The sequence below is a fragment of the Alphaproteobacteria bacterium genome, from assembly GCA_041396705.1.
Classification (GTDB): Bacteria; Pseudomonadota; Alphaproteobacteria; order CALKHQ01; family CALKHQ01; genus CALKHQ01.
The window spans coordinates 177,161-201,617 of the sequence record JAWKYB010000005.1; the positions used below are offsets into that span (position 1 = coordinate 177,161).

25 protein-coding genes and 4 pseudogenes are annotated in these 24,457 nt (G+C 72.2%); 7 read left to right on the forward strand and 22 right to left on the reverse strand.

From position 1 onward, the window contains the following. Window positions 1-16: 16 nt before the first annotated feature. Entirely contained in the window at window positions 17-1,561 is a 1,545-nt protein-coding gene (locus R3F55_08650) for an altronate dehydratase family protein (protein MEZ5667486.1), read from the reverse strand. A 116-nt stretch (window positions 1,562-1,677) separates the two neighbouring features. Here R3F55_08650 and R3F55_08655 point away from each other — a divergent pair, with 116 nt between their 5' ends. Then, the gene (locus R3F55_08655; GenBank protein MEZ5667487.1) at window positions 1,678-2,436 is read left to right on the forward strand and encodes an SDR family oxidoreductase; all 759 of its coding nucleotides are present in this window, start codon (window positions 1,678-1,680) and stop codon (window positions 2,434-2,436) included. Between the two features lie 13 nt (window positions 2,437-2,449). Here the strand turns inward: R3F55_08655 and R3F55_08660 are convergent, their stop codons facing one another. Beyond that, complete coding sequence (locus R3F55_08660; GenBank protein ID MEZ5667488.1) at window positions 2,450-3,127, reverse strand: YceI family protein; 678 nt, start codon at window positions 3,125-3,127, stop codon at window positions 2,450-2,452. A gap of 121 nt (window positions 3,128-3,248) precedes the next feature. After that, window positions 3,249-4,007 (reverse strand): sulfite exporter TauE/SafE family protein, encoded by a 759-nt coding sequence (locus R3F55_08665; protein ID MEZ5667489.1) that lies wholly within the window; start codon window positions 4,005-4,007, stop codon window positions 3,249-3,251. A 192-nt stretch (window positions 4,008-4,199) separates the two neighbouring features. Here R3F55_08665 and R3F55_08670 point away from each other — a divergent pair, with 192 nt between their 5' ends. Next, window positions 4,200-4,451: a hypothetical protein gene (locus tag R3F55_08670; GenBank protein MEZ5667490.1), complete on the forward strand. Its 252-nt coding sequence runs from the start codon at window positions 4,200-4,202 to the stop codon at window positions 4,449-4,451. A gap of 4 nt (window positions 4,452-4,455) precedes the next feature. Here R3F55_08670 and R3F55_08675 read toward each other — a convergent pair whose 3' ends face one another. Then, a complete protein-coding gene (locus R3F55_08675; protein MEZ5667491.1) occupies window positions 4,456-4,998 on the reverse strand; it encodes an AAA family ATPase in 543 nt (180 codons plus the stop codon). A 258-nt stretch (window positions 4,999-5,256) separates the two neighbouring features. Between R3F55_08675 and R3F55_08680 the strand changes: the two genes are divergently transcribed. Together R3F55_08680 and R3F55_08685 are read left to right on the forward strand one after the other, a co-directional pair. Next, window positions 5,257-6,882 (forward strand): lysine--tRNA ligase, encoded by a 1,626-nt coding sequence (locus R3F55_08680; GenBank protein MEZ5667492.1) that lies wholly within the window; start codon window positions 5,257-5,259, stop codon window positions 6,880-6,882. 15 nt (window positions 6,883-6,897) lie between these two features. After that, the gene (locus tag R3F55_08685; protein ID MEZ5667493.1) at window positions 6,898-7,836 is read left to right on the forward strand and encodes a hypothetical protein; all 939 of its coding nucleotides are present in this window, start codon (window positions 6,898-6,900) and stop codon (window positions 7,834-7,836) included. Here R3F55_08685 and R3F55_08690 read toward each other — a convergent pair. The 3 genes from R3F55_08690 to R3F55_08700 form a co-directional block, all read right to left on the reverse strand. Continuing rightward, window positions 7,796-8,170 carry a hypothetical protein gene (locus tag R3F55_08690; GenBank protein MEZ5667494.1) on the reverse strand — a complete coding sequence of 125 codons (375 nt, stop codon included), beginning with the start codon at window positions 8,168-8,170 and terminating at the stop codon, window positions 7,796-7,798. The genes R3F55_08685 and R3F55_08690 overlap by 41 nt on opposite strands. 150 nt (window positions 8,171-8,320) lie before the next feature. Further along, window positions 8,321-8,911: a PAS domain-containing protein gene (locus R3F55_08695; GenBank protein MEZ5667495.1), complete on the reverse strand. Its 591-nt coding sequence runs from the start codon at window positions 8,909-8,911 to the stop codon at window positions 8,321-8,323. A gap of 12 nt (window positions 8,912-8,923) precedes the next feature. Next, entirely contained in the window at window positions 8,924-9,655 is a 732-nt protein-coding gene (locus tag R3F55_08700) for a GGDEF domain-containing protein (protein MEZ5667496.1), read from the reverse strand. 206 nt (window positions 9,656-9,861) lie between these two features. Between R3F55_08700 and purE the strand changes: the two genes are divergently transcribed. The 3 genes and pseudogenes from purE to R3F55_08715 all read left to right on the forward strand — a co-directional run bounded on the left by purE (window position 9,862) and on the right by R3F55_08715 (window position 11,857). After that, window positions 9,862-10,362, forward strand: a complete 501-nt coding sequence (gene purE / locus R3F55_08705; protein ID MEZ5667497.1) for a 5-(carboxyamino)imidazole ribonucleotide mutase — start codon at window positions 9,862-9,864, stop codon at window positions 10,360-10,362. Continuing rightward, window positions 10,362-11,455 (forward strand): annotated as a pseudogene (locus tag R3F55_08710) (5-(carboxyamino)imidazole ribonucleotide synthase). The gene purE and the pseudogene R3F55_08710 overlap by 1 nt, the downstream one beginning before the upstream one ends. A gap of 120 nt (window positions 11,456-11,575) precedes the next feature. After that, complete coding sequence (locus R3F55_08715) at window positions 11,576-11,857, forward strand: hypothetical protein (protein MEZ5667498.1); 282 nt, start codon at window positions 11,576-11,578, stop codon at window positions 11,855-11,857. Window positions 11,858-12,088: 231 nt separating this feature from the next. Here R3F55_08715 and R3F55_08720 read toward each other — a convergent pair. The 15 genes and pseudogenes from R3F55_08720 to ispG form a co-directional block, all read right to left on the reverse strand. Continuing rightward, window positions 12,089-12,259 (reverse strand): annotated as a pseudogene (locus tag R3F55_08720) (Glu/Leu/Phe/Val dehydrogenase). After that, window positions 12,181-12,684 carry a hypothetical protein gene (locus R3F55_08725; protein ID MEZ5667499.1) on the reverse strand — a complete coding sequence of 168 codons (504 nt, stop codon included), beginning with the start codon at window positions 12,682-12,684 and terminating at the stop codon, window positions 12,181-12,183. Before R3F55_08725 ends, R3F55_08720 begins: the two are co-directional and overlap by 79 nt. Beyond that, window positions 12,609-12,980: pseudogene (locus tag R3F55_08730) on the reverse strand (Glu/Leu/Phe/Val dehydrogenase dimerization domain-containing protein). The gene R3F55_08725 and the pseudogene R3F55_08730 overlap by 76 nt, the downstream one beginning before the upstream one ends. Next, window positions 12,935-13,276 carry a 2-oxo acid dehydrogenase subunit E2 gene (locus tag R3F55_08735; protein ID MEZ5667500.1) on the reverse strand — a complete coding sequence of 114 codons (342 nt, stop codon included), beginning with the start codon at window positions 13,274-13,276 and terminating at the stop codon, window positions 12,935-12,937. The pseudogene R3F55_08730 and the gene R3F55_08735 overlap by 46 nt, the downstream one beginning before the upstream one ends. Window positions 13,277-13,612: 336 nt before the next feature. Further along, window positions 13,613-14,104: a biotin/lipoyl-containing protein gene (locus R3F55_08740; protein ID MEZ5667501.1), complete on the reverse strand. Its 492-nt coding sequence runs from the start codon at window positions 14,102-14,104 to the stop codon at window positions 13,613-13,615. Further along, window positions 14,101-15,081, reverse strand: coding sequence for an alpha-ketoacid dehydrogenase subunit beta (locus R3F55_08745; GenBank protein MEZ5667502.1), 981 nt, complete (start codon window positions 15,079-15,081; stop codon window positions 14,101-14,103). Before R3F55_08745 ends, R3F55_08740 begins: the two co-directional genes overlap by 4 nt. Beyond that, window positions 15,074-16,176: pseudogene (gene pdhA / locus R3F55_08750) on the reverse strand (pyruvate dehydrogenase (acetyl-transferring) E1 component subunit alpha). The gene R3F55_08745 and the pseudogene pdhA overlap by 8 nt, the downstream one beginning before the upstream one ends. Window positions 16,177-16,277: 101 nt before the next feature. After that, a complete protein-coding gene (locus R3F55_08755; protein ID MEZ5667503.1) occupies window positions 16,278-17,282 on the reverse strand; it encodes an alcohol dehydrogenase catalytic domain-containing protein in 1,005 nt (334 codons plus the stop codon). A gap of 14 nt (window positions 17,283-17,296) precedes the next feature. Beyond that, window positions 17,297-18,325 carry a cyclase family protein gene (locus R3F55_08760; GenBank protein ID MEZ5667504.1) on the reverse strand — a complete coding sequence of 343 codons (1,029 nt, stop codon included), beginning with the start codon at window positions 18,323-18,325 and terminating at the stop codon, window positions 17,297-17,299. Window positions 18,326-18,390: 65 nt separating this feature from the next. Continuing rightward, window positions 18,391-18,726: a cupin domain-containing protein gene (locus R3F55_08765; protein ID MEZ5667505.1), complete on the reverse strand. Its 336-nt coding sequence runs from the start codon at window positions 18,724-18,726 to the stop codon at window positions 18,391-18,393. A gap of 110 nt (window positions 18,727-18,836) precedes the next feature. Next, entirely contained in the window at window positions 18,837-19,628 is a 792-nt protein-coding gene (locus R3F55_08770) for a DUF4167 domain-containing protein (protein ID MEZ5667506.1), read from the reverse strand. A gap of 317 nt (window positions 19,629-19,945) precedes the next feature. Continuing rightward, entirely contained in the window at window positions 19,946-20,842 is an 897-nt protein-coding gene (prmC, locus tag R3F55_08775; protein MEZ5667507.1) for a peptide chain release factor N(5)-glutamine methyltransferase, read from the reverse strand. Beyond that, entirely contained in the window at window positions 20,839-21,924 is a 1,086-nt protein-coding gene (gene prfA / locus R3F55_08780) for a peptide chain release factor 1 (GenBank protein MEZ5667508.1), read from the reverse strand. Before prfA ends, prmC begins: the two co-directional genes overlap by 4 nt. After that, window positions 21,921-23,189 (reverse strand): histidine--tRNA ligase, encoded by a 1,269-nt coding sequence (gene hisS, locus R3F55_08785; GenBank protein MEZ5667509.1) that lies wholly within the window; start codon window positions 23,187-23,189, stop codon window positions 21,921-21,923. Before hisS ends, prfA begins: the two co-directional genes overlap by 4 nt. Before the next feature lie 95 nt (window positions 23,190-23,284). Next, window positions 23,285-24,418 carry a flavodoxin-dependent (E)-4-hydroxy-3-methylbut-2-enyl-diphosphate synthase gene (gene ispG / locus R3F55_08790; protein ID MEZ5667510.1) on the reverse strand — a complete coding sequence of 378 codons (1,134 nt, stop codon included), beginning with the start codon at window positions 24,416-24,418 and terminating at the stop codon, window positions 23,285-23,287. Between the last annotated feature and the right edge of the window lie 39 nt (window positions 24,419-24,457).

The window sequence follows — 24,457 nt, forward strand, 5'->3', positions numbered from 1 at the left end:
GCCGTGTCTCCCATCGCTACATCACCGCGCCGATCTGCCACGGAATGAACTCGTAGTCGCCGAAGCCCTGCGCCTCGCTCTTCGACTGCTCGCCGGAGGCGACCCGCAGCACCAGGTCGAACACCTGCCGGCCGACCTCCTGCACGCTGACGCCGTCGTCGGCGACCACGCCGGCGTTGACGTCCATGTCGTCCGACATCCGCCGGTACATCGGCGAGTTGGTGGCCAGCTTGATCGACGGGGCCGGCTTGAAGCCGAACACCGAACCGCGGCCGGTGGTGAAGCAGACCACGTTGCTGCCGGAGGCGACCTGGCCGGTCACCGAGCACGGGTCGTAGCCCGGCGAGTCCATGAACACGAAGCCCTTGGTGTCGACCGGCTCGGCATATTTGTAGACGCCGCACAGGTTGGTGGTGCCGCCCTTGGCCGCCGCACCCAGGGACTTCTCCAGGATGGTGGTCAGGCCGCCGGCCTTGTTGCCCGGCGACGGGTTGTTGTTCATCTCGCCGCCGTTGCGCTCGACATAGTCCTCCCACCACTTGATCCGCTCGACCAGCTTCTGGCCGACTTTCTCGTTGATCGCGCGCCGGGTCAGCAGATGCTCGGCGCCATAGATCTCCGGCGTCTCGCTGAGGATCGCGGTGCCGCCGTGGCGCACCAGCAGGTCGGCCGCCGCGCCCAGCGAGGGGTTGGCGGTGATGCCGGACAGCGCGTCCGACCCGCCGCACTGCAGCGCCAGCACCAGCTCGCTGGCCGGGCAGGTCTCGCGGTGCGCCGCATTGGCCGCCGGCAGCATCGCCTTGATCAGCTCGACGCCATGCGCCACCGTCTTGGCCGTGCCGCCGGTCTCCTGGATGGTCATGGTCTGGAAACCGTCGCCCGGCGTGATGCCGTAGGCCTCCAGCAGGAACGGGATCTGGTTGACCTCGCAGCCCAGCCCGACCATCAGCACGCCGGCGAAGTTGGGATGGCGGGCATAGCCCCACAGCGTGCGCTGCAGCGCCTCGTAGCCGTCGCCGCGGTCGGCCATGCCGCACCCGGTCTGGTGGGTCAGCGCGATCACCCCGTCGACGTTGGGATAGTCGGCCAGCAGGCCCGAGCGCTCCACCTCGCGGGCGATGTACTTCGCCGCGGTGGCCGAGCAGTTCACGCTGGTCAGGATGCCGATGTAGTTGCGGGTGCCGCACTTGCCGTTGGCGCGGCGGAAGCCCTGGAACGTCGCCCGCTCCGCCTCGCCGAAATACTGCGTCTCGCGTCGGTCCTGGCAGAAGGCGTAGTCGCGGGCGAACTCGTGCATCACGCAATTGTGGACATGCACGTGCTGGCCGGGCGCGATGTCGCCCTGGGCGAAGCCGATGATCTGGTTGTACTTGCGCACCGCGGCGCCGTCGGCGATCGCCGCGGTGGCGATCTTGTGGCCGGCGGGGATGCGCTCGGCGGCGGTGACGCCCTCGGCCGGCACCTCCGCCCCGGGCAGCAGGTCGGCACGGGCGACCACCACGTTGTCGGCGGGGTCGAGCCGGATGGTCAGGGCGCCGGGGGCGGGTCCGATCGCGTTCATCGTCGCGTTTCCTCTCTTGCAGCGCCGGCATCGGCCGTGCGACACGCGGGTTGTTGCGGGATTGCGCCCAATCTAGCGTGCCGCGGCACGATCGGCAAAGCGGAGGAATCGGACCGATGGGGGAGAGACTGGCGGGCAAGACGGCCCTGATCACGGCGGCGGCGGCCGGAATCGGCCGTGCATCGGCGCTGCTGTTCGCGGCCGAGGGCGCGACCGTGATCGCCACCGACGTCAGCGACGAGGGCCTGGCCGGCCTGGCCGCAGCCGACCCGCGGATCGCGACCCGCCGGCTGAACGTGCTCGACGCGGCGGAGATCGCCGCCGCGGCGGCCGAGATCGGCGCGCCCGACGTGCTGTTCAACTGCGCCGGCTACGTCGCCAACGGCACCATCCTCGACTGCGACGAGCGCGACTGGGACTTCTCCTTCGACCTCAACGTCAAGGCGATGTACCGGATGATCAAGGCGTTCCTGCCGGCGATGATCGCCAATGGCGGCGGCTCGATCATCAACATGGCCTCCGTCGCCTCGTCGCTGAAGGGCATTCCCAACCGCTTCGCCTACGGCGCCAGCAAGGCGGCCGTGATCGGTCTGACCAAGGCGATCGCCGCCGACCACGTGGCCGAGGGCATCCGCTGCAACGCCGTCTGCCCCGGCACGGTCGACACGCCCTCGTTGCGCCAGCGCGTCGCCGACATGGCCGCGGCGCAGGGGATCGGGGTCGACCAGGCGCTGGCCAGCTTCGTCGGCCGCCAGCCGATGGGGCGGCTCGGCACGGCCGAGGAACTGGCCCGGCTGTGCCTCTATCTCGCGTCGGACGAGTCGAGCTACACCACCGGCGTCGCCCACGTCGCCGACGGCGGGATTCTGATGTAGCGCGCTGCGCGCCTCAGCCGCCGTCCTTCGGCCGGGTGAACTCCGCCTCGACGATCACCTCGACCGCGTTGCCGACTCCCATGGTCGTGCCCGGCTCGGGAATGCCGAAGCCCATCCCGAAATCGGCGCGCATCAGCGTGCCGCGGGCCGAGAAGCCGATGCGCGAGCCGGACGGGTCGAGCGGATGGCCGGCATAGCCGCCGTTGAAGGTCACCGCCAGCGTCACCGGCCGGGTGACGCCGCGCAGGGTCAGGTCGCCGGTGACGTCGGCGCTGAGCGCGCCGGTCGGAACCACCGCGGTCGAAACGAACGTCATCTGCGGGTGCTGCGCGGCGTCCAGCCACGGCGCGCCGCGCAGGTCGGCGTTGAAGTCGTAGCTGGCCGGGTCGGGATAGTCGGTCTCGATCGAGGCGGCGTCGACCGTGGCCGACACCTGCATCGCTGTCGGGTCGGCCGGATCGAAATCCAGCGTCGCGTCGAACCGGGTGAAGCGGGCGGTGAAATGCGAGAAGCCGAGATGGTCGACCCGGAAGATCAGGCTGGCATGGGCGCGGTCGAGGCCGTAGGTCCCCGCCGGCAGCTCGGCCACCGGGTCGCCGGCCTGCGCCAGCGCCGGTCCCGCTGCCACTGACAGCAGGATCGCCGCGGCCGCGCCGCGCAGCCGGCGCGATGCGTGGTACAACACAGTCATGCTCAAGCCCGCGCTCCCCGGCTGCCGGCCGCCGCCGGCCGATCGCGCCATTCTCTCGCGCCGCCCGCCGGCCGGGTCAAGCGGCCCGGCCCACCCGGCCTATTCCTTCAGGCCCATTCCTTCAGGCCCAGACCGGCAGCGCCAGCGCCGCCGCGCCGGCGCACAGGCCGTAGGCCAGCCAGCGATAGTGCGCCTCGCGACTGCGGCCGAAGCCGCGCGCGCCGAGCCAGAGCCCGAGACCATAGGGCAGCAGCAGCAGGACGGCGATCTGCACCGCCACCCAGGTGAACACGTCGTTGAGCCAGTAGCTGTAGGCCGAGATGACGCTCATCAGCCCGAAATAGACGATCAGGTCGGCGCGCACCTGCCGCGGCTGCGCGTCCTGGCCGCCCAGCCAGAACAGCACCACCGGCGGGCCGCTCAGCCCGGTGAGCCCGGCGCTGAAGCCGGAGGCGCCGCCGACGCCGAAGGCCAGCGGCGGCGTCGCCGCGCGCCGATAGCGCCAGCCGGCGATCAGGACGGCGACGACGGCGAAGATCAGCAGGCTCATCATCCAGCGGACCAGCACCGGATCGAGCTCGGTCAGCAGATAGACGCCGAGCGGCGCGGTGACGGCGGCGCCCGCCACCATCGGCAGCACCTGCCGCCAGCGGCACAGCGGTGCGGCGCGCGCCACCAGCGGCACCGTCATCACGGTATCGGTGACGAACAGCAGCACCAGCGCGGTGGTCGGGCTGTAGGCGGCGCTGGCGATCGGCATCAGCACCATCGCGGTGCCGAAGCCGGAAAAGCCGCGCACCACGCCGGCGACCAGCACCGCCGTCGCCACGATGGCGAGGCGGCCGTCGAACAGCGGGCCCAGATGCAGGAAGTCGTCCATCGGTTGTCCGGCATTGCCGCGGGGCGGGTGCCGGGCTTAGAGCAAGCGGCGGCAGCCGGCGCAAGCGGCGCCTGTACGCGGCCGGCATTTGCGTCGAATTCGAAACGAAAAGCCTCGCGTCGCCATGCGCGAAAGGTCAAGCTGGCGTCAGCCCGCGCCATGTGTGCGGAGACATCACAGGAAGTGACCCCCATGGACCTTGCAGTCGGCTCGACATCGACCCTGCAAAGCCTGCAGGACCCGACCGGCGCGGTGCCGAACCAGCCGCGCACGGCGCCGTCGGCGGCGGAGAACGCCGCCGCCTCGTCGCAGCGCGGCGCGGAGCGGACCGAGGCCGCCGCGGCATCGCGTGCCGAGGCCGCACCGGCAGAGAAGACCGAAGCCGCACCGCCGAAGCCGCCGGCCGAGAGCGGGCGCGGCCAGCTGGTCGACATCGCCGCCTGAGCCTTCAGTCCTCGGCCAGCGCGGCGCGCACCGCCGCGATGCGCCGGTCGAGGTCGGCCGCCTCTATCGGCACGCACGCATAGCCGAGCGCGTCATAGACCTCCAGGTGGACCTGCTCGAAGCGCAGGCTGTCGTCGAAGCTGATCCGTCGCGCCGCCGTCGGCTCGCAGAAGCCGAGGTTGCGGACGAACAGCACCCGCCGCCGATAGGTCCGCTCGGACGCGATGCGATCGAGTTCCGCGGCCAGTGCCGGCGTCGGCGCGCGGCCGAGGAACCGCGCCAGCGCGAGCGTGCAGACCGGCGAGCGGTCGAACAGCACGGCCTCGACCGGCCAGCGGTCGGCCGCGCGCTGCCGTCGGCACTGCAGCGCCAGCACAGCGTCGACGAAATCCGCCTGCAGCCAGGGCTCCGCCACGCCGCGGGCCTGGGCCAGCGCGATCACGTTGGTCGCCGCCTCCTCCACCACGGCGAAACCGTCGGCCTCCAGGCCCCGGAGCAGGGCGGTCTTGCCGGCGCCGGGCGCGCCGGTCAGCACATGGCGTTTCATCGGACGGACTCCTTCGCAGCGCCGCGGCGGGCGTGCCGCGGCTCTCGGTTGTCGCGCGAATGTCTGGGAAGCGTTCCCGGCCGATGGCCATGACGGCGCCGCATGCGTGCGGGACGCGCAGGGAACGGCACTTGATAGCGCGCAACCGCCGCGCCGGCAAGCGCGCGGCGGCGCGCCACGGCGCCGGCGGTTGACGCTGCACCGCGCCGCACATAAGGTCCGCCGCCTGATTTTTCCTCAAGCTCAGGGATGCGTGCGATGGGTGGCGCGGGGCAAGGCCGGTTCGCGGCATGGCGCGACGACGCCGGCGGGACCAACGTCTGGCAGTTCGAGGAGGCGCGCAAGCTGATCGACCGGCTGGGCGGCGCCGGCCCGGCGTACACGCCCGAGAAGGGCTATGTCCTGTTCGAGACCGGCTACGGCCCGTCCGGCCTGCCGCACATCGGCACCTTCGGCGAGGTGGTGCGCACCACCATGGTCCGCCATGCCTTCCAGGTGCTGAGCGACATCCCGACCCGGCTGTTCTGCTTCTCCGACGACATGGACGGGCTGCGCAAGGTGCCGGACAACGTGCCGAACCGCGACATGCTGGCCCAGCACCTGGAAAAGCCGCTGACCCAGGTGCCGGACCCGTTCGGCAAGTATCCGTCGTTCGGCCAGCACAACAACGCCCGGCTGCGCGCCTTCCTGGACGGCTTCGGCTTCGAGTACGAGTTCAAGAGCGCGACCGAGTGCTACACATCGGGCCTGTTCGACCCGTGGATGGTCCGCGTCGCCGAGCGCTACGACCAGATCATGGAAATCATGCTGCCGTCGCTGCGCGAGGAGCGGCAGAAGTCCTACAGCCCGTTCCTGCCGGTCTGCCCGCGCACCGGCCGGGTGCTGCAGGTGCCGATCGAGGAGGTGCGCCCCGCCGACGCGACCGTCGTCTATCGCGACCCGGACACCGGTGCGCTGACCGAGGTGTCGATCATGGGCGGGCGCTGCAAGCTGCAGTGGAAGCCGGACTGGGGCATGCGCTGGGCCGCGCTCGGCGTCGACTACGAGATGTCCGGCAAGGACCTGATCGATTCCGTCAAGCTGTCGAGCCGGATCACCAAGGCGCTGGGCGGCCGTGCGCCGGAGGGCTTCAACTACGAGCTGTTCCTCGACGAGAAGGGCGAGAAGATCTCCAAGTCGCGCGGCAACGGCCTTTCGGTCGAGGAATGGCTGACCTACGGTCCGCCGGAAAGCCTGGCGCTGTTCATGGCGACCAAGCCGAAGACGGCCAAGAAGCTGTATTTCGACGTGATCCCGAAGACCGTCGACGACTACCAGGCCGCGCTCGCCGACTATCCGGCGCTGGCCCATGCCGACCAGCCGAAGAGCCAGGTCTGGCACATCCACGACGGCGCGCCGCCGAGCGAGCCGATGCGGCTGGCCTATTCGATGATCCTGAATCTCGCCAGCGCCGCCAACGCGGTCGACGCCGCGGTGCTGTGGGGCTTCATCAGCCGCTACGTGCCGGAGGCGACGCCGCAGTCAGCGCCGTTCCTCGACAGGCTGGTCGGCTATGCGCTGGCCTACTACCGCGACTTCGTGAAGCCGGCGAAGCGCTATCGCGCGCCGACGGCGCAGGAGGCCGCGGCGCTCGACGCGCTCGCCGGCGCGCTGCGCGCCGCCGCCGCGGACGCGTCCGCCGAGGACCTGCAGAACATCGTCTACGAGATCGGCAAGACCCACGGTTTCGAGCCGCTGCGCGACTGGTTCAAGGCGATCTACGAGGTGCTGCTGGGCCAGGCGCAGGGGCCGCGCTTCGGCTCGTTCATCGCGCTCTACGGCCGGGACGAAACCTGTGCGCTGATCGACAAGGCGCTGCGCGGCGAGGACCTGAGCGCGGCATAGGACCGGGTCGGTCCCATGGCGACCGTCGAGCTGCGCGGTCCCGGCACCATCGGTTCGGACCGCCTGATCGCGTCGCACGCAGCGCATGGCGAGCTGGCCGCCGCCCTGGCCGATTTGCTGGCGGCACGCGGCTTCGCCCCGCGGCACGCGCCGCTCGCCGAGCTGCACGGACACCTGCCGTCCGGCGCGGCCGAGCTCGACGACACCTACATGAACGCGGTGACCCGGTCGTTCTACGTGCTGGACGAACGTGTGCACGCCGCCTATCGGCGCCTGATTGCGGAGACGGTGCGATCCGTTCTCGATTGCGACGTCCTGTTCCAGGCGGCCCCGATCGTGCGCTTTCACCCGCCGGCCCGCTTTCCGCCGACGCTACGCACCGCGACGGGGCAGGGGTCGCAATTCCACAGTGACATCCTCGGCGGTCATCCCGTCCGCATGATCAACGGCTGGCTGGCATTGACGCCGACATTCGGTACCAATGCGCTGCACCTTGCCGGCCTGCCGGCGAGCATCGCGATCCTCGAGGCATTCGCCGCCGGATGGGCCCCGGAGGCGGGCAATCTGGCAGGCACGCTTGCCGGCTTCTATGCGGCGCAGCGCGACGATGCGGCATTCGCGGGGCGCGTGGCGGCCGCATGCACGTCCCTGGCCATGGCGCCCGGCGACCTGGTGCTGTTCGATGCGCGCTGCATCCACGGCGGTGCGGAGAACGTCGAGACGGCGACCAGGGTGAGCCTCGACTTCCGGTTGGTGCCATTGCCCGACGAGCCCGGCGAGTTCGAGGCGACGCTTGCGGCCGCGCATCCGCGCTGGAGACGCGGCGAAATCCTCGACGCGGGAAGTGCCCACGCGCTGGCCGGCAATCGTCCCACGATCAACGGCCGCGACGCCGCGAGCACCGCCAAGCCCGTCACGGCTGGAGGATGGACCGGAGCGTCGTCGTCGCGGTGATCCGGCAGGTGTCGAGCGTCAGGTCGGCCCGCACGGGTTGGTCGAGCATGGCATCGGTCAGCAGGTTGATCCCCGGAATGCTGAACACCTCCGTTCTGGAGAAGCCGTCGGCGTTGGTTGCGCATTCGGTCCGGGTCGCGCCGGGATAGTCGTATGTCAGCTGGACCTCGGCCAGCAGCGTGGCCGGGTCGACCCACACGATGAAGAACACGCGATATGCCGCCGGCGCCTGGGCGGAATTGCGCGTCGCTGCAAGATTTAGCCGGACCAGATCGGCCGGATCGGCCGGCCGGCCGACCAGCGTCAGATCGCCGGGCGATTGCGCCGCCGTCATCGTGCAAACCGCCCCGGCCGGCACCGTGTCGATGCGGAACTCCCCATTCTGCACCGAGCCGGCGCGGATGTTGCCCGGCGCGAAGATGCCTTGCTGCGTGACCTGGTCGTCGATGCCGGTCTGGCAGTCGATCCGTGCGCCCGCCGCCGGCTACATGATGGCGCGGCGCGCCATCGGCAGCAGCGGGCCGAAGCCCTCGCGCACCCGCGGGTCGTATTCCATGCCGGGGAAGTCGATGATCGCCAGCACGCTGGTCACCGCGCCGTCCGGCCCGGCCAGCGGGCACATCAGCCGCTCCGCGAACAGGTCCTCGCAGCCGTCCGCCAGGCTCCACTGCCGCCAGTAGAGCGGCTGGCGCCGCGCTGCGATCTCCTGCAGCCGCTGCATGTGGGCGTCGACCTGGTCGGCCCGGTCGAACTGGTCGGTGGTCAGCCCGGTCCAGTCGCGCCCGTAGACCCGCACCAGCTGCGTGCCCATCAGGCGGATGCGGACCGAGCGCAGCACCGCGCCATCATACTCAAGGCCGAACATCAGCAGGCTGGGCAGGATCGTCTTCACCGCGGTCGGGTCGAGGGCGGCGCGCGGCAGAACGTCGCGCGCGCCGCGCGCATCCAGCCAGTACCGGGCCAGGGTGGCGAGCTTGTCCGGCAGGTCGCACAGGTCGCGCGCGTCGGCGATCCAGCGCTTGATCTCGGAACGCTCCGGGGCCGGCGAGCGGGCGAAGGCGGCGGACAGGCGCAAGGGAATCATCGGTCAGGCCGCAGTCTGTCCGCGCTTGTGGCGGTACATCTTGGCATCGGCGGCGCGCAGCGCCTCGCCGACGTCGACGCCGGGCTCGATGGTGTGCCAGCCCCACGCGACCGAGACCCTGACCTTGGTCTCGCCCATCAGGAAATGCTGCTCCTGCACCGCCTGCGCCAGCCGCTGGCCACGCGACGGGGCGTCGTCGGCATCGGTGTTGACCAGCAGCACGCCGAACTCGTCGCCGCCGAGCCGCCCGACCACATCGGTCGAGCGCACCTGGGTGCGCAGCGCGTCGGCGACCATGACCAGCGCCTTGTCGCCGGCGCCGTGGCCGTGGGTGTCGTTGATCGTCTTCATCCCGTTGACGTCGAAGAACAGGATGCTGGACGGGGTGTCGTAGCGGTCGGCGTAGTCGGAGAAGCGGGTGACCTCGCGCACGAATGCGCGCCGGTTGAACACCGCCGTCAGCGGGTCCTCGTCGGCCAGCCGCTCCAGTTCCTCCAGCCGCTTGTCGCGGCGGTGCAGCTCGTCGCGCAGCCGGCCGACCTCGGCCATCAGCGTCAGGATCGCCTGCTGCACCCGCGGGGTCAGCTCGGATTCCGGAATCCCGGCGATCGCGATGTCGGTCGAGGTTCGCGCAACCGACGCGGCCGCACTGTCGCCGGCCGCGGCCTTGCCGCCGCCGGTCTGGCGCTGCTGATAGGCACGAATGCCGTTGCTGCGGGGCCCCTCAATGCGCACTGCCGATGCCCTACCTGTGCCTTCCCACGATAACGAGGGATCCGTGGCCACGGATCTCGATGCATCCTGCAATCGATGGTGGCACCCTAGCAGCCAGCGGTTACGAAAGTGCTGACAAGCGCACGCCGATGCCACGGCTTGCGTCGGCCAGGCGAAGCGCGTAAAGGCGCGGGCAGGGGCGCAGCGGGCGAAGGGGGACAACGACGGTGCCGGCCGGGGAAGCGACGCCGCAAGTCGGCGTGATCATGGGCAGCCAGTCGGACTGGGCGACGATGGCCGAGGCGGCCGGCGCGCTCGAGGCGCTCGGCGTCGCGCACGAGGTGCGGATCGTCTCCGCCCACCGCACGCCGGCCCGCATGGTCGACTATGCCCGCACCGCGCGCGACCGCGGCCTGAAGGTGATCGTTGCCGGCGCCGGCGGCGCCGCCCACCTGCCCGGCATGGTGGCGGCGATGACGCCGCTGCCGGTGCTGGGCGTGCCGGTGCAGAGCAAGGCGCTGAGCGGGCTCGACAGCCTGCTGTCGATCGTGCAGATGCCGGCCGGCGTGCCTGTGGGCACACTGGCGATCGGCACCGCCGGCGCCCGCAATGCCGGCCTGCTCGCCGCCGCCATCGTCGCGCTGGGCGATCCCGGCGTCGCCGCCGCGCTCGACGCCTATCGCGCGCGCCAGACCGAGGCCGTCGCCGACGCGCCGGAGCGGTCGTGATGGCGGTCGCGATCCCGCCCGGCGCCACCATCGGCATCCTCGGCAACGGCCAGCTCGGCCGGATGACGGCGCTGGCCGCGGCGCAGCTCGGCTATCGCAGTCACGTGTTCGGGCCGGAGGCCAGAGCCCGGCCGAGCAGGTCGCCCACCGCGCCACCGTTGCCGCCTATGACGACATGGCCGCGCTCGACCGCTTCGCCGAGGCGGTCGACGTGATCACCTTCGAATTCGAGAACATCCCGCACGACACGGTGGCGCGGCTGGCCGCACACCGGCCGGTGCGGCCGACCGGCCGGGTGCTGGCCATCGCCCAGGACCGGCTGCGCGAGAAGCGCTTCCTCAACGACGAGGTGCCGGATCCGCTGGTCCGCACCACCGCCTTCCACGAGGCCGACAGCTTCGAGGAGTTCCGCCAGGCGGTCTATGCCTTCGACGTCGACGCGATCGTCAAGACCACCCGCTTCGGCTACGACGGCAAGGGCCAGGTCAGGATCACGCCCGCGACCGACCTGGCCGAGGCCTGGCGCGGCTTCGGCGGCGAGAAGGCCATCGTCGAGGCCTATGTGCCGTTCGAGCGGGAAATCTCGGTGATCGTCGCGCGCGGCCTCGACGGCGGCATGGTCAGCTACGACCCGGTCGAGAACCAGCACCGCAACCATATCCTGCACCGCACCATGGCGCCGGCGCCGATCGACGGCGCACTGGCCACCGATGCGCGGATCGTCGCCGAGCTGATCGCGGTGGCGCTGGACCTGACCGGGCTGCTGGCCGTGGAGATGTTCGTCACCCACCACGGCGAGATCCTGGTCAACGAGCTGGCGCCGCGGCCGCACAATTCCGGCCACTGGACCATCGACGCCTGCGTGACCAGCCAGTTCGAGCAGTTCGTGCGCGCCGTCTGCGGCCTGCCGCTGGGCTCGGCCGAGCGTCACCACGACGCCGAGATGGTCAACCTGCTCGGCGACGAGGTCGACGCCTGGCACGACATCCTGTCCGACCCGCATGCCCGGCTGCACCTCTACGGCAAGGCCGATGCCCGGCCCGGCCGCAAGATGGGCCATGTCACCCGGCTGCGCCCGCTCAGCCGCCAGTGAGGGTGCGCCGCCGGAGCTTGATCCGGCGCCCGCCGGCCGTCACCATGGCCGCCGCCGCGAACCGCAACGAAGAATGTGGGGCCTCCGCTCGCCATGCCGCCGACCAAGCTGAGGGCAATCGTGCCCGCCGTCCTGTTCCAGATCCTGTTCACCGGGGTGCTCTACTTCATGTGCTTCAACCTGCTGGAGCGCATGAGTCCGCCGCCGCTGTTCACCGCGTTTTTCCTGGGTATCGCATCGCTGATGATGGTCATGTCGGTGCGCGGCACCACCGGCCAGATCGTGCGCCGCCTGCAGCCGTCTGAGCCCCGGCTGTGGATCGGCATCGGCACCGCCGTCGGCGTGATTCTGATGCTGCCGATCCTGCAGCAACTGGCCTTCGGCGACGGCCCCGGCCGCTGAGCGGCCGCCGGCGCCGCTACCGCCAGCGCCGCAGCGCCATCGCCTCGCGCACCCGCGCGCCGGCGAGGGCGACGGCCGCATCGCGCGGTGCGGTGGCGTCCGCCCGGGCGCGCTCGAGCACGTCGCGGGTGTTGCGGCCGACCTGTCGGCGATCTCGGCGAAGGCCGCGGCCTCGCTGCCGCCGCGATACTCCACCGCGGCGCAGATCACGCCGCCGGCATTGGCGACGAAGTCGGGCACCGAGACGATCCCGCGCGCGTGCATGATCCGCTCCGCCGCCGCGGTGGCGGGAATGTTGGCGCCCTGCAGCACCAGCCGCGCCTTCAGCAGGCCGACATTGTCCTCGCGCAGCACGTCCGGCCGCGCCGCCGGGATCCAGATGTCGCAGTCGGCGCCGACCATGTCGGCCGGCTTGCCTTTCGCCGGCGCATCGACGTCGACGACGCTGCCGCCCCTGGCCCTTGGCCGCGTCCAGCGCGTCGAGGTCGAGGTCCGGCGGGATCGGCGACCATGCCGCGCGAATCCGCCGCCGCGACCAGCACGCAGCCCTTGCCGGCGAGAAAGCGCGCCGCATGGCGGCCGACCGCGCCATAGCCCTCCACAGCGACCCGCGCGCCGGCGAGGTCGACGCCGGCGAACAGGCTGGCCGCCTCCGCCGCGACGGCGAGGCCGTAGCCGGTGGCGCCGATCTCGTCGAGCGGATGCCGCCCAGGGCGCGCGGCAACCCGACCGCGCGCCCGATCTCGTCGTGGACCTGCGCCATCGCGGTCTCGTCGGTACCCATGTCCGGCCCCGGAATGTAGTCGGCGATGTCGCGGATCGCGCAGGCGAAGGCGCGCACCAACAGTTCCTTGTGCGCGGGCGGCATCGCCGGGTCGGCGAAGATCACCGATTTTGCGCCGCCGTGGCGCAGCCCGGCCGCGGCGTTCTTCAGCGTCATCGCCCGCGCCAGCCGCGCGCATTCCTGCAGGCTCACGTCCGGCGCCATCCGCGTGCCGCCGATCGCCGGCCCGGCGGCCACGTTGTCGACCACCACGATGGCGCGCAGGCCGACATGCGGGCGGTGGATGTGCAGCGTCAGGCCGGGCCCGAGGTCGTCGGCATGTTCGAACGGGTCGTGCATCGCGGCGGTCCTTTCGCGGTCGAAGTCAATCGGGCGCTTCCAGCGACGCCCGCACGGCGGCGAGGAAGCGCGCCGCCTCGCCGCCGCTGACCACCGCGATGGTCGAAGGTCAGCGACAGCGGCAGCGTGCGGGCGACCGCGACAGTGCCGTCGACAGCGACCGGCTCGTCGGCGATGCGCCCGGCGCCCAGGATCGCCACCTGCGGCGGCACCACCACCAGGCTGGCATAGCGCCCGCCGAGCATGCCGAAGTTGGACAGCGTGATGGTGGCGCCGACCAGCGCCGCGGGCGGCAGCGTGCGCGCTGCCGCAGCCTCGCCGCGCCGCGTCGATCCGGCGGCGCAGCGCCGCGTCGTCCAGCGGCTGCAGGTCGGTCAGGACCGGCACCAGCAGGCCCGCCGGGGTGTCGACGGCCAGCCCCAGCGCCACCTCGGCATGGCGCAGCACCGTGCCCGGGCCGGGTCGTACCAGGCATTCAGCGCGCTCGGCGGCGCAGCCGGCCAGCACGGCGCGCACCAGCCGCACGCTCGGATCGGTCCCCGCCGGCCAGGCGGCGATCACCACCCGGTCGCTGACCGTCGCCGGCACCACGCCCTGCCCGGCCCGCGTCATCGCCGCGGCCATCGCCCGCCTTACGCCGCGCAGGGTGCGCCGCCGGCGACCGCAGGCGTGGCGCCAGGCGCGCGCTCGACATCGGCGATCGTCACCGCGCCGGCCGGACCGCTGCCGGCGAGCGCGGCGAGGTCGACGCCCAGCGCCTGCGCGCGGCGTCGCACCGCCGGCGCCGCCTCGCACGGCGGCCCGCTCCGGCCGGTGCGGCGGTGCGGGTTCGGGCGCCGGCGGCGCGGCTGCGGCAGCTCGCCGACCACGGTCTCGGACAGGGCACCGGCGCCCTCGCCGAAGCTGACCAGCGGCGCGCCGACCGCCACCGTCGCGCCCGGCTCGCCATGCAGCGCGGCCACCGTGCCCGACTGCGGCGACGGGATCTCGACCACCGCCTTGGCGGTCTCGACCGAGACCAGCGGCTGGTCGGCGACCACATGGTCGCCGACGGCGACGTGCCACGCGACGATCTCGGCCTCCTGCAGGCCTTCGCCGAGGTCGGGCAGGCGGAACACACTCATGCGAAAGCAAGGCATTCGCGCGCCGCCGCCACGATGCGTGGCACCGACGGCTTGGCGAGATGCTCCAGCCGCGGCAGCGGCATCACCGTGTCCCAGCCGGCGACGCGGCGTACCGGCGCCAGCAGCGACAGCAATGCGTGCTCGGCGACGCGGGCGGCGACCTCGGCGCCGAAGCCGCCGGTCAGCGCCGCCTCGTGCACGATCACGCAGCGGCCGGTCCTGCCGACCGAGGCGACGACGTCGCGATGGTCGAACGGCGTCAGGCAGGCGAGGTCGATCACCTCCGCCTCCGCGCCCTCTGCCGCCAGCGCGTCGGCCGCGGCCAGCGCTTCCAGCACCGAGGCGCCCCAGGTCACCAGGGTGATGTCGCCGCCCTCGCGCAGCACGAAGCCGCGGTCCAGCGGCAGCGCCACGCCGTCGTCCGCCACCTCCTCCTTCACTGCGTGGTAGAGCCGCTTCGGCTCCAGGAACACCACCGGGTCGGGGTCGGCGATCGCTGCCAGCAGCAGGCCATAGGCCCGGCGCGGCGACGACGGGATCACCACGCGCAGGCCCGGGATGTGGGCGAACAGCGCCTCGGTGCTCTCCGAATGATGTTCCGGCGCATGGACGAAGCCGCCATAGGGCGCGCGCAGCACCATCGGGCAGGCCAGTCGGCCGCGGGTGCGGTTGCGCAGCCGCGCCGCGTGATTGAGCATCTGGTCGACGGTGGAAAGCACGAAGCCCATGAACTGGATCTCGGCCACCGGCTTCAGGCCCATCGCCGCGGCGCCGACCGACAGCCCGGCGATGGCGGTCTCGGCCAGCGGCGTGTCGCGCACCCGCAGCGGGCCGAAGCGCCGCAGCAGGCCGTCGGTGGCGCGGAACACGCCGCCGTCGACGCCGATGTCCTCGCCCAGCAGCACCACGTCCGGGTCGTCTGCCATTGCCCGGGCCAGCGCCAGGTTGACCGCGCCGAGCAGGTCGCACTCAGCCATTGCCCGCCTCCGCCACCGCGCGGCGCTGGTCGGCCAGCGCGTCCGGCAGCGCCGCGAACAAAAGGTCGAAGATCGCCCCCGGCTCGGCCGGCGCGACCGCCAGGTAGCGCGCCACCGCCGCCTCGATCCGCGCCCGCGCCCGCTCCAGCGCGTCCTCCTCGTCGGCATCGCGCCACCAGCCGCGCGCCGCCAGGAACCGGCGCAGGCGGCCGACCGGTTCCTCCTTCCAGCGGGCGCTGACCTCGGCGTCGTCGCGATAGCGGCGGGCGTCGTCCGCCGTGGTGTGGTCGCTGAGGCGATAGGTCAGCGCCTCGATCAGCGTCGGCCCGCCGCCGTCGCGGGCACGCGCGATCGCCGACGCCGCCACGTGATGCAGGGCGATGGCGTCGTTGCCGTCGACCTGCAAGCCGGGCACGCCGGCCGCGATCGCCTTCTGCGCCAGCGTCTCGGCCCGGCTCTGCGCGGCCCGCGGCACCGAGATCGCCCAGGCATTGTCGTTGATTACGAACACCACCGGCAGGTCCCAGGCGCCGGCGACGTTCAGCGCCTCGTAGAAGTCGCCCTTCGAGGTGGCGCCGTCGCCGCCGAACACCACCGCGACCCGCGCCTCGGCGCGCGTGCGGAAGGCCAGAGCGGCGCCGACCGCGTGCGGGAACTGGCTCGCCACCGGCACGCAGACCGGAAGTCGTGACGCGGCCCGGCGAAGTCGCATCCCCGCTCGTCGCCGCCCCAGTACAGCAGCAGCTCCTCGATCGCCACGCCGCGCCACAGCTGGGCGCCGTGCTCGCGGAACGAGGGCACCAGCACGTCCTCCGGCCGCATCGCGGCGGCGACCGCGACCGCGACCGCCTCCTGCCCCAGCGCCGAGGCATAGGTGCCGAGCCGCCCGGTGCGCTGCAGCGCGACCGCCTTCTCGTCGAACGCCCGCGCCAGCACCATCGCCTCGTAGAGCGCGACGACGGTGGCGCGGTCGGCGGCGAAGCCCGGCAGTTCCGCCACCGGCGCACCGTCGGTATCGACGAAGCGCCAGCGGTCGATGGCAAAGGCGGCGACCTGCGTCGTCGCGCCGCCGGCTTGCTTCGGCCCTTCGTCCATTCCCGCCGCTCCATCGTCCGTGCGCGCGCCGCGCCGGCAAGGCACGATGATCGGCCGCACGCCGGTCGCCGGCCTTGACCGCGGTCAATGGCGGCCCGGCCTCACATCTGCGGCACCACGATCGTCTTCACCGTCGCCACCGTGCCGTCGACCAGCGCGCGATAGGCATCGGGTACCGCGTCGAGCGGGACCGGCGCACTGGCCATCGCGCGCATGTCCTGCTGCAGCGCCGGCAGCAGCGGCAGCACCTCGGCCAGCTCGGTGCGGAACGAGGCGCAGCCGAGCCAGTCGATCTCGCCCTCGACGATGCGGTTGAGGTCGAGCGATGCGCGGCCGTGGAAGATGCCGACCGAGGCGACGCGGGCCGCCGGCGCCAGCTGGGCCAGCAGGGTGTCGGCGACCGCGCCGCTGCCGGTCGCCTCGATCGCGAAGGCCGGCGCCTCGCCGATCGCGCCGGCCAGGTCGGCAAGGTCGGCGGCCACGGCGCCGGTGGCGGCGGTGACCAGCGCCAGCCGCTCGCGATTGCGGTCGGCGATGTAGACCGGGCCATGGCCGCGCTGGCGCAACAGCAGCGCCGCCAGCGCGCCGATCGCGCCCGCGCCGGCGATGGCGACCGGCATGCCGGTCTCCGGTGCCAGCCGGTTCAGCGCGTGGGCGGCCACCGCCAGCGGCTCGGCCATCGCCGCCGCCGCGGCCGCAACCGGCACGTCCGCCAGCGCCAGCACCTGGCCGGCCGGCAGCCTGACCATGCCGGCGAAGCCGCCGTCGCAGACCTCGCCGACATAGCCGATGGCGGCGCACAGATGCGGCCGCCCGGCCCGGCAGCGGGCGCAGCCGCCGCAGCTGACCCGCGAATCCGCCACCACCCGCTGGCCCTCGCGCAGGGCGGAACCCGGTCCGGCCGCCACCACGGTGCCGCAGAACTCGTGGCCGGGCACCGTGGGCAGGCGCGAGATCCACATGCCGGTGCGGAAGTTGTGCACGTCCGACCCGCAGATGCCCGCCGCGTCGACCCGCACCAGCACCTCGCCCGGGCCGGGGTCGCCCGGCGCCGCGATCTCCTCGACCCGCATGTCGCCGACGCCGTGCAGCCTGACCGCCTTCACCGCCGCGGCCCCGCTCAGACCGTGGCCACCGGCGTCGCCGGCGAGCCGAACGAGCCGGGCAGCCGGAGCGGCGGCGCGGTCAGCAGGAAGCGCCAGCGGTCGTTGGCGCGCAGCCAGCGCGCGAGCTCGGTCAGGTACCAGATCTCGCCCAGGTGGATGCCGAGCTGGAACAGGCAGGTCTGGTGCAGCGGCAGCGCCGGATGGCGCCCCGTCTCCGTCCGTGCCGGGTAGGGATGGCCCTCGACCGCGAAGTTGTCGGCGATCAGCACCGCGATGCCGCTGTCCTCGATCCATTGCAGCAGGCGCCGGTCATAGCCGTCGAGGGCGGCGTGCGAGTTGTGCAGCATTTCCTGGCTGGGGTCGCCGCCCTGGTCGATCAGCGCCTGGCCGTAGCCGGTGTGCAGGCACAGCATGTCGCCGGACTCCACCGGCACGCCGTCGGCCTCCATCGCCCGCATCAGGTCGTCATAGCCGACCAGGCGCCGCTCCGGGCCGTAGTGATGGAACAGGTCGACCAGCACGCCGCGGCCCTGCACGCAGGTTTCCGCCATCTTGTCGATACCCAGCCGACGCGCGCCCGGCTCCGGCCCGTCCTGCGGCCCGATCACGTCGGAGCCGGCGCGGAAGCCGTTGTAGTAGACAGTCTCCTCGACCCCGTCGCCGTCGGCGTCGAAGCGGCGGCCCATGTGGCTGAGCGCGTCCCACTGGGTCGAGTATTGCGTGTAGAGGGTGACGTGGTCGTCGCAGGAGATGTCGATCCAGCGCGGATCGATGGTCTCCATCGGGAAGTGCACCGTCGGCCGGCCCTCCGCGCCGCGGGCGGCGATGCCGCGTTTCGGCGGCAGGCGGTGCGGCACCAGGCGGTTGCCGCCGGGCAGGTCCAGCGGCAGGCTGAGGCAGAACGCCTTGCCGACCCGGACTTCGGCCACTGCGGCCAGGCGGCGCTCGTCGGTGATGAGGTTGAGCCGGCCGACCTCGTCGTCGGGGCCGAAGTCGCCCCAGTTTGAATGATCCGGCCGGTTGCGCCATCGCTGCTGCGCCATCTGGTCCCCCTCGCTTCGCTGCAGCGCAGGGTTATAGCAGGGCCGCGCCGCGCTGGCTGCCCGCGTCAGCGCGCCTCGCCGCCCTGCGGGCCCCAGAACACCACCCAGGTCACGAAGTCGTCGCTGAAATCGAGGAAGCGATGCGCGGCGCCGGCCTCGACGAAGATCAGGTCGCCGGGCCCGACCGGCCGGGTGTCGCCGTCCTTGACGAACTGGCCGCTGCCGCGGGCGACGATGTAGAGCTCGTCCTGGCTGTGCGGCTCCTGCGGGTCGCTGCCGCGCGGCGCGTAGAGGCCGACGCGCATGCTGCCGTGGCGGATCGGATAGACCACCGGGTCGGCGGCGGCGGGGTCGGGCATCCGCGCCATGATGTCGTCGAAACCGACCAGCCAGTCCTGCATCGCCTGCTCCGCCTTGATGATCCGTCAGGCTGCCGCCCGCGCAAAAAGACGATGGCCGACCTCGCGGCCGGCCATCGCGCATCTGTCAACGCCGGCCAGCGCCGGCGCGGTCATACCGCCGCCGGATCGACCTCGTCGCCGTCGCGGCCGGTCGCCTCGGCCGTCTGAGCGGCGGCCGCCGGTGCGCGCCGCCGCGGGCGCCGCCGCGGCTTCTCCGGCGCGTCGGCGGATTGTTCCGCCGCGGCACCGTCGCTGCCGTCGCCATTCGCGGCGGGTGCGGTCATCGCGCCGCCGTCCAGCGGCATCTCGCCCTGGTGCGCATCCGCCGGCTGGGCGGCCGGCGGGGCTTCTGCCACCGACTGGCCGTTCGCATGGCGATCGCGCCGCCGGCCGTCGCCGAAACCGTCCCGGTCCCGATCCCTGTCGCGGTCCCGCTCGCGCTCGCCGCCCTGGCGGCCTTCGCTCTGCCGGCCTTCGCCCTGGCGGCCTTCGCCCTGCCGGCCTTCGCTCTGGCGGCCTTCGCCCTGGCGGCCTTCGCCCTGCTGGCGACTCTGCTGGCGCATCTGGTAGGGCTGGTCGATATCGCCCTCGTCCTCGTCGTCGTCATAGCCGTGATGACCGTTCAGGCCGTGCCCGTTCAGCCGCTGGGCCTGGTCGGCGTTGGCATTGACGATGCGGTAGTAGTGCTCGGCGTGCTGGAAATAGTTCTCGGCCATCACCCGGTCGCCGCTGGAATAGGCGTCGCGAGCCAGCGTCAGGTACTTCTCGTGGACCTGGAAGGCGTTGCCGCGGATGCGGACGCTCGGCCCATTGCTGTCAAAGGTCTGGTTACGGTTGTTGGACGGCTTGCGACCAAGATTGCCGCGGTTGCGCGGCCGCTTGTGATTTCCGTTTTGTCTCATGACCCCGTGAGCATCCAAGCTCTACCAAATCCCGGGCGCATCGGCGAGGCACCGGGCCCGCACGAACCAACGCGACCACACCCCCATGGTTCGCATTTCAACCGTGCGAGACTGTTTCCGACCGATGACCGCGTCCCCCTCCGCGACATCGTCGCTCCACCCGGTCGATCCTCCGAACGGTACCCTGCCCCGGTACCACCGCCCGCTTCGACGGTTCGGTTCGGCCCCTGATTCAACCGGTCTGCACCGGCGGCATTTCTAGCAAATTGCCGCAGCGGCCCAAAAGCAAATGCGGCGAAAACAAGGCCGCGGTGTGACTATCGGGCCGCATGTGTTGCGATCAGGCAACGGTCGTGACCGGCCAGATCGCAGCGCCGCTCGACGCGTTCAAGCCCGGCCGAGACCAGCAGCGCCGACACGGCGTCGGCCTGGTTCCAGCCGATCTCGACCACCGCATGGCCGCCGGGTGCCAGCAGCATTGCCAGCTGCGGCGCGAGCGCGCGATAGGCGGAAAGGCCGTCGGCGCCGCCGTCGAGCGCCGGCCCGGGATCGTACCCTCTGACCTCGGGCTCCAGGCCCGCGATCGCCCCGCTTTCCACATAGGGCGGATTGGCCAGAACGCAATCGGCAATGCCCGGTGCCAGCGCCGCGCACCAGTCGCCCTGCAAGAACGCCGTGCGCGCATCCAGGCCCAGCGCCGCGGCATTGCCGCGCGCGACGGCCAGCGCCGCCGCGCTGATGTCGACGCCGACACCGCGCAGCAACGGCCGTTCGGCCAGCACCGACAACAGCAGGCAGCCGCTGCCGACGCCGAGGTCGACCGCCACCCCCGGCCGGTCGGCCGGCAACCGCGCCAGCGCCTCGGCGACCAGCAGTTCGCTGTCGGGGCGCGGATCCAGCACCGCCGGGGCGACGGCGAACTCGTGGGCCCAGAAGCCGCGGCGGCCCAGGATGCGGGCCACCGGCTCGCGCAGCGCCCGGCGCGCGACAAAGCCGGCGAAGCGCCGCGCCGCATCGGGCGTCAGGCTGCGCTCAGGAAAGCCGTAAAGCACGGCGGACGACCAGCCGGCGGCGGCTGCCAGCAGGAGGCGCGCGTCGCGCGGCGCCTCGTCGACGCCGGCCTGCCGCAACCGCTCGGCAGCCGCGGCCAAGGCGGTGCCCACGGTCGCGTCCGCTCCGCCGTCCTCCGCCACCGCGATCCGCGCCGCGGTCATTCCAGCTCCGCCAGCCGGGCCGCCTCGTCCTCGGCGATCAGCGCCTCGATCATCTCGCCCAGCGCCTCGCCCGCGATCACCTGGTCGAGCTTGTGCAGGGTCAGGTTGATGCGGTGGTCGGTGACACGGTTCTGCGGGAAGTTGTAGGTGCGGATGCGTTCCGACCGGTCGCCGGAGCCGACCTGGCTCCGGCGGTTCGCGGCGCGCTCCTCGTCGCGCCGGGCCCGCTCCATGTCGTACAGGCGCGAGCGCAGCACCTTCATCGCCTTCGCCTTGTTCTTGTGCTGCGACTTCTCGTCCTGCTGGATCACCACCAGCCCGGTCGGCAGGTGGGTGATGCGCACCGCGCTGTCGGTGGTATTGACCGACTGCCCGCCCGGCCCGGACGAGCGGTAGACGTCGATGCGCAGGTCCTTGTCGGCGATCTCGATGTCGACCTCCTCGGCCTCGGGCAGCACCGCCACCGTGGCGGCGGAGGTGTGGATGCGGCCGCCGGACTCGGTCACCGGCACCCGCTGCACCCGGTGCACGCCGGATTCGAACTTGAGCTGGGAGAACACGTCGCGGCCGGAGACCAGCGCGGTGATCTCCTTGAAGCCGCCGATACCGGTCTCGTTCGCGCTCATCACCTCCATCCGCCAGCCGCGCAGGTCGGCATAGCGCTGGTACATGCGGAACAGGTCGGCCGCGAACAGGGCCGCTTCCTCGCCGCCGGTGCCGGCGCGCACCTCCAGGATCGCATTGCGCGCATCGGCCTCGTCCTTGGGGATCAGCAGGCGCCGGATCCGGGTCTCCAGGTCCTCGACCCGGTGGCGCGCGTCGTGCACCTCGTCCTCGGCCAGCTCGCGCATCTCGCTGTCGCTGGACGGGTCGTCGAGAATCTCGTCGATCTCCTGCAGCGCGCCGCGGGCCTTCTTCCACAGTTCGATCGCCGCCACGATCTCGGCCATGTCGGCGAATTCCTTCGACATCGCCGCCATCTGCTGCGGCGACAGGCCGCCCGACTCCGACAGCCGCGCCGACAGGTCGCGGTGGTGGTGCAGCACGTTCTCCAGCTTGGCGGCGAACGAGGCTTCGCTCATGCGCCCGGCCCTCCGCCCGCCAGCAGCGCCGCACAGGCGGCGGCCAGCCGGTCGAGCGCCACGTCCTCCTCGGCCCCGGTGTCGAGGTCGCGCAGCTTGGCCACGCCGCGGGCGACCTCGTCCTCGCCCAGGATCAGCGCGGCCCGTGCGCCGACCCGGTTGGCGTGCTTCATCCGCTTCTTCAGGTTGCCGCGGAAACCGACGTCGACCGGCAGGCCGGCGGCACGCAGGCGGTCGGCCAGCGCCAACGCATGGCCGTGCTCGCCGTCGCTGACCGGCACGACCGTCACCGGCCGGCGCGGCGCCGGCGGCGCGGCGCAGAGCATCGCCAGCCGCTCGACCCCGGCCGCCCAGCCGACGCCCGGCGTCTCCGGCCCGCCCATCGCGGCGATCAGGCCGTCGTAGCGACCGCCGGCCAGCACCGTCGCCTGCGCGCCAAGGGCGTCGGAGACGAACTCGAATGCGGTGTGGACATAGTAGTCGAGCCCGCGCACCAGCTTGGGATCGACCTCGTAGGCGATGCCGAGCCGGTCGAGGTCGCGGCGGACGGCGGCGAAGAAATCGCGGCTGTCCTGGTTCAGATAGGCGTCGTAGCGCGGCGCGTCGGCGATCAGCGCGCGGTCGCCCTCGTCCTTCGAATCCAGAATGCGCAGCGGGTTGCGTTCCAGCCGCAGCCGGCTGTCCTCCGACAGCCTGTCGGCCTTCGGCCGCAGGAAGTCGACCAGGGCGGCGCGGTAGGCGCCGCGGCTCTCGGCGTCGCCGAGGCTGTTCAGGTGCAGCACCGTGTTGCCCTGCAGCGCCAGCGCCTCGAGGAACCGCGCCCCCATCGCCACGACCTCGGCGTCGCCCTCCGGCTCCGGCGCCCCGATCAGCTCGACGCCGACCTGGTGGAACTGGCGCTGCCGGCCCTTCTGCGGCCGCTCGTAGCGGAACATCGGCCCGTCGTAGAAGAACTTGCACGGCGTGGCCTGGGCCAGCCCGGCGGTAATGAACGCGCGGGCGACGCCGGCGGTCCCTTCCGGCCGCAGCGTCAGGCTCTCGCCGCCGCGGTCGTCGAAGCTGTACATCTCCTTCGAGACGATGTCCGAGGTCTCGCCCAGCGTGCGCTGGAACACCGCTGTCGGCTCCACGATCGGCGTGGCGATCGGCTGGTAGCCGTAAAGGCCGGCGACCCGGCGCGCGGTGTCCACGACATGGCGGTGGCGCAGGCCGTCTTCCGGCAAGATGTCGTGCATGCCGCGGACCGGCTGCACCCGCTGCGCCATGGCAGGCTCCTGTTACCCGAGTGACACAATCGCGAAGGTGAGCGGCGATTTAGCCGATCGCCGGCCCGCGTTCAACAGAGCGGGCGGACCGTCGCCTATTCGGCCGCCGCTGCGGCGTCCGCGCCGGCGCGTTCGGCGGCCTCGATCTCGGCCGCCTTTTCCTCGACCAGTGCGACCAGATGGTCGACCACGCTCTGGTCCTTCAGCCGGTGGTGCGGCACGCCGGCGATGTAGACCTGGTGCGTGCCCTTGCCGCCGCCGGTGAAGCCGATGTCGGTCTCGCGCGCCTCGCCCGGGCCGTTGACGACGCAGCCGATCACCGACAGCGTCACCGGCACGGTGATGTGCGCCAGCCGCTCCTCCAGCATCTGCACCGTGCCGATCACGTCGAACTGCTGGCGGGCACAGGACGGGCACGAGATCACGGTGACCCCGCGGCGCCTGAGGCCCAGCGACTTCAGGATCTCGTAGCCGACGCGCACCTCCTCCACCGGGTCCGCCGACAGCGAGACGCGGATGGTGTCGCCGATGCCGGCCCACAGCAGCGACCCGATGCCGATCGCCGACTTCACCGTGCCGCCCACCATGCCGCCCGCCTCGGTCACCCCCAGGTGCAGCGGGTAGTCGCAGGCGTCGGCCAGGCCCTGGTAGGCGGCAACGGCCAGGAACACGTCCGACGCCTTGACGCTGATCTTGAATTCGCGGAAGTCGAGCTCCTCCAGGATGCGGGCATGGTCCAGCGCGCTTTCGACCATCGCCTCCGGGCAGGGCTCGCCGTACTTCTCCAGCAGGTCGCGCTCCAGCGAGCCGGCATTGACCCCGATCCGCATCGAGCAGCCGTGATCGCGGGCCGCCTTGACCACCTCCAGCACCCGGGCCTTGTCGCCGATGTTGCCGGGGTTGATGCGCAGGCACGCAGCACCCGCTTCCGCCGCCTCGATCGCCCGGCGATAGTGGAAGTGGATGTCGGCGACGACGGGCACCGGCGACGCCCGCACGATCGCGGCCAGCGCCGCGGTCGACGCCTCGTCCGGGCAGGACACGCGCACGATGTCGGCGCCGGCGGCCGCGATGGCGGCGACCTGCGCGTTGGTCGCCGCGACGTCGGCCGTCACGGTGTTGGTCATCGACTGCACGGAGATCGGTGCGTCGCCGCCGACCGCCACCGAGCCGACACGGATCTGGCGCGACCGGCGTCGGTCGATCATGCGGTAGGGGCGTACTGCCATGGTTCCGGTCGATCCGTCGGCGGTGCGGCCGCGTGGCCA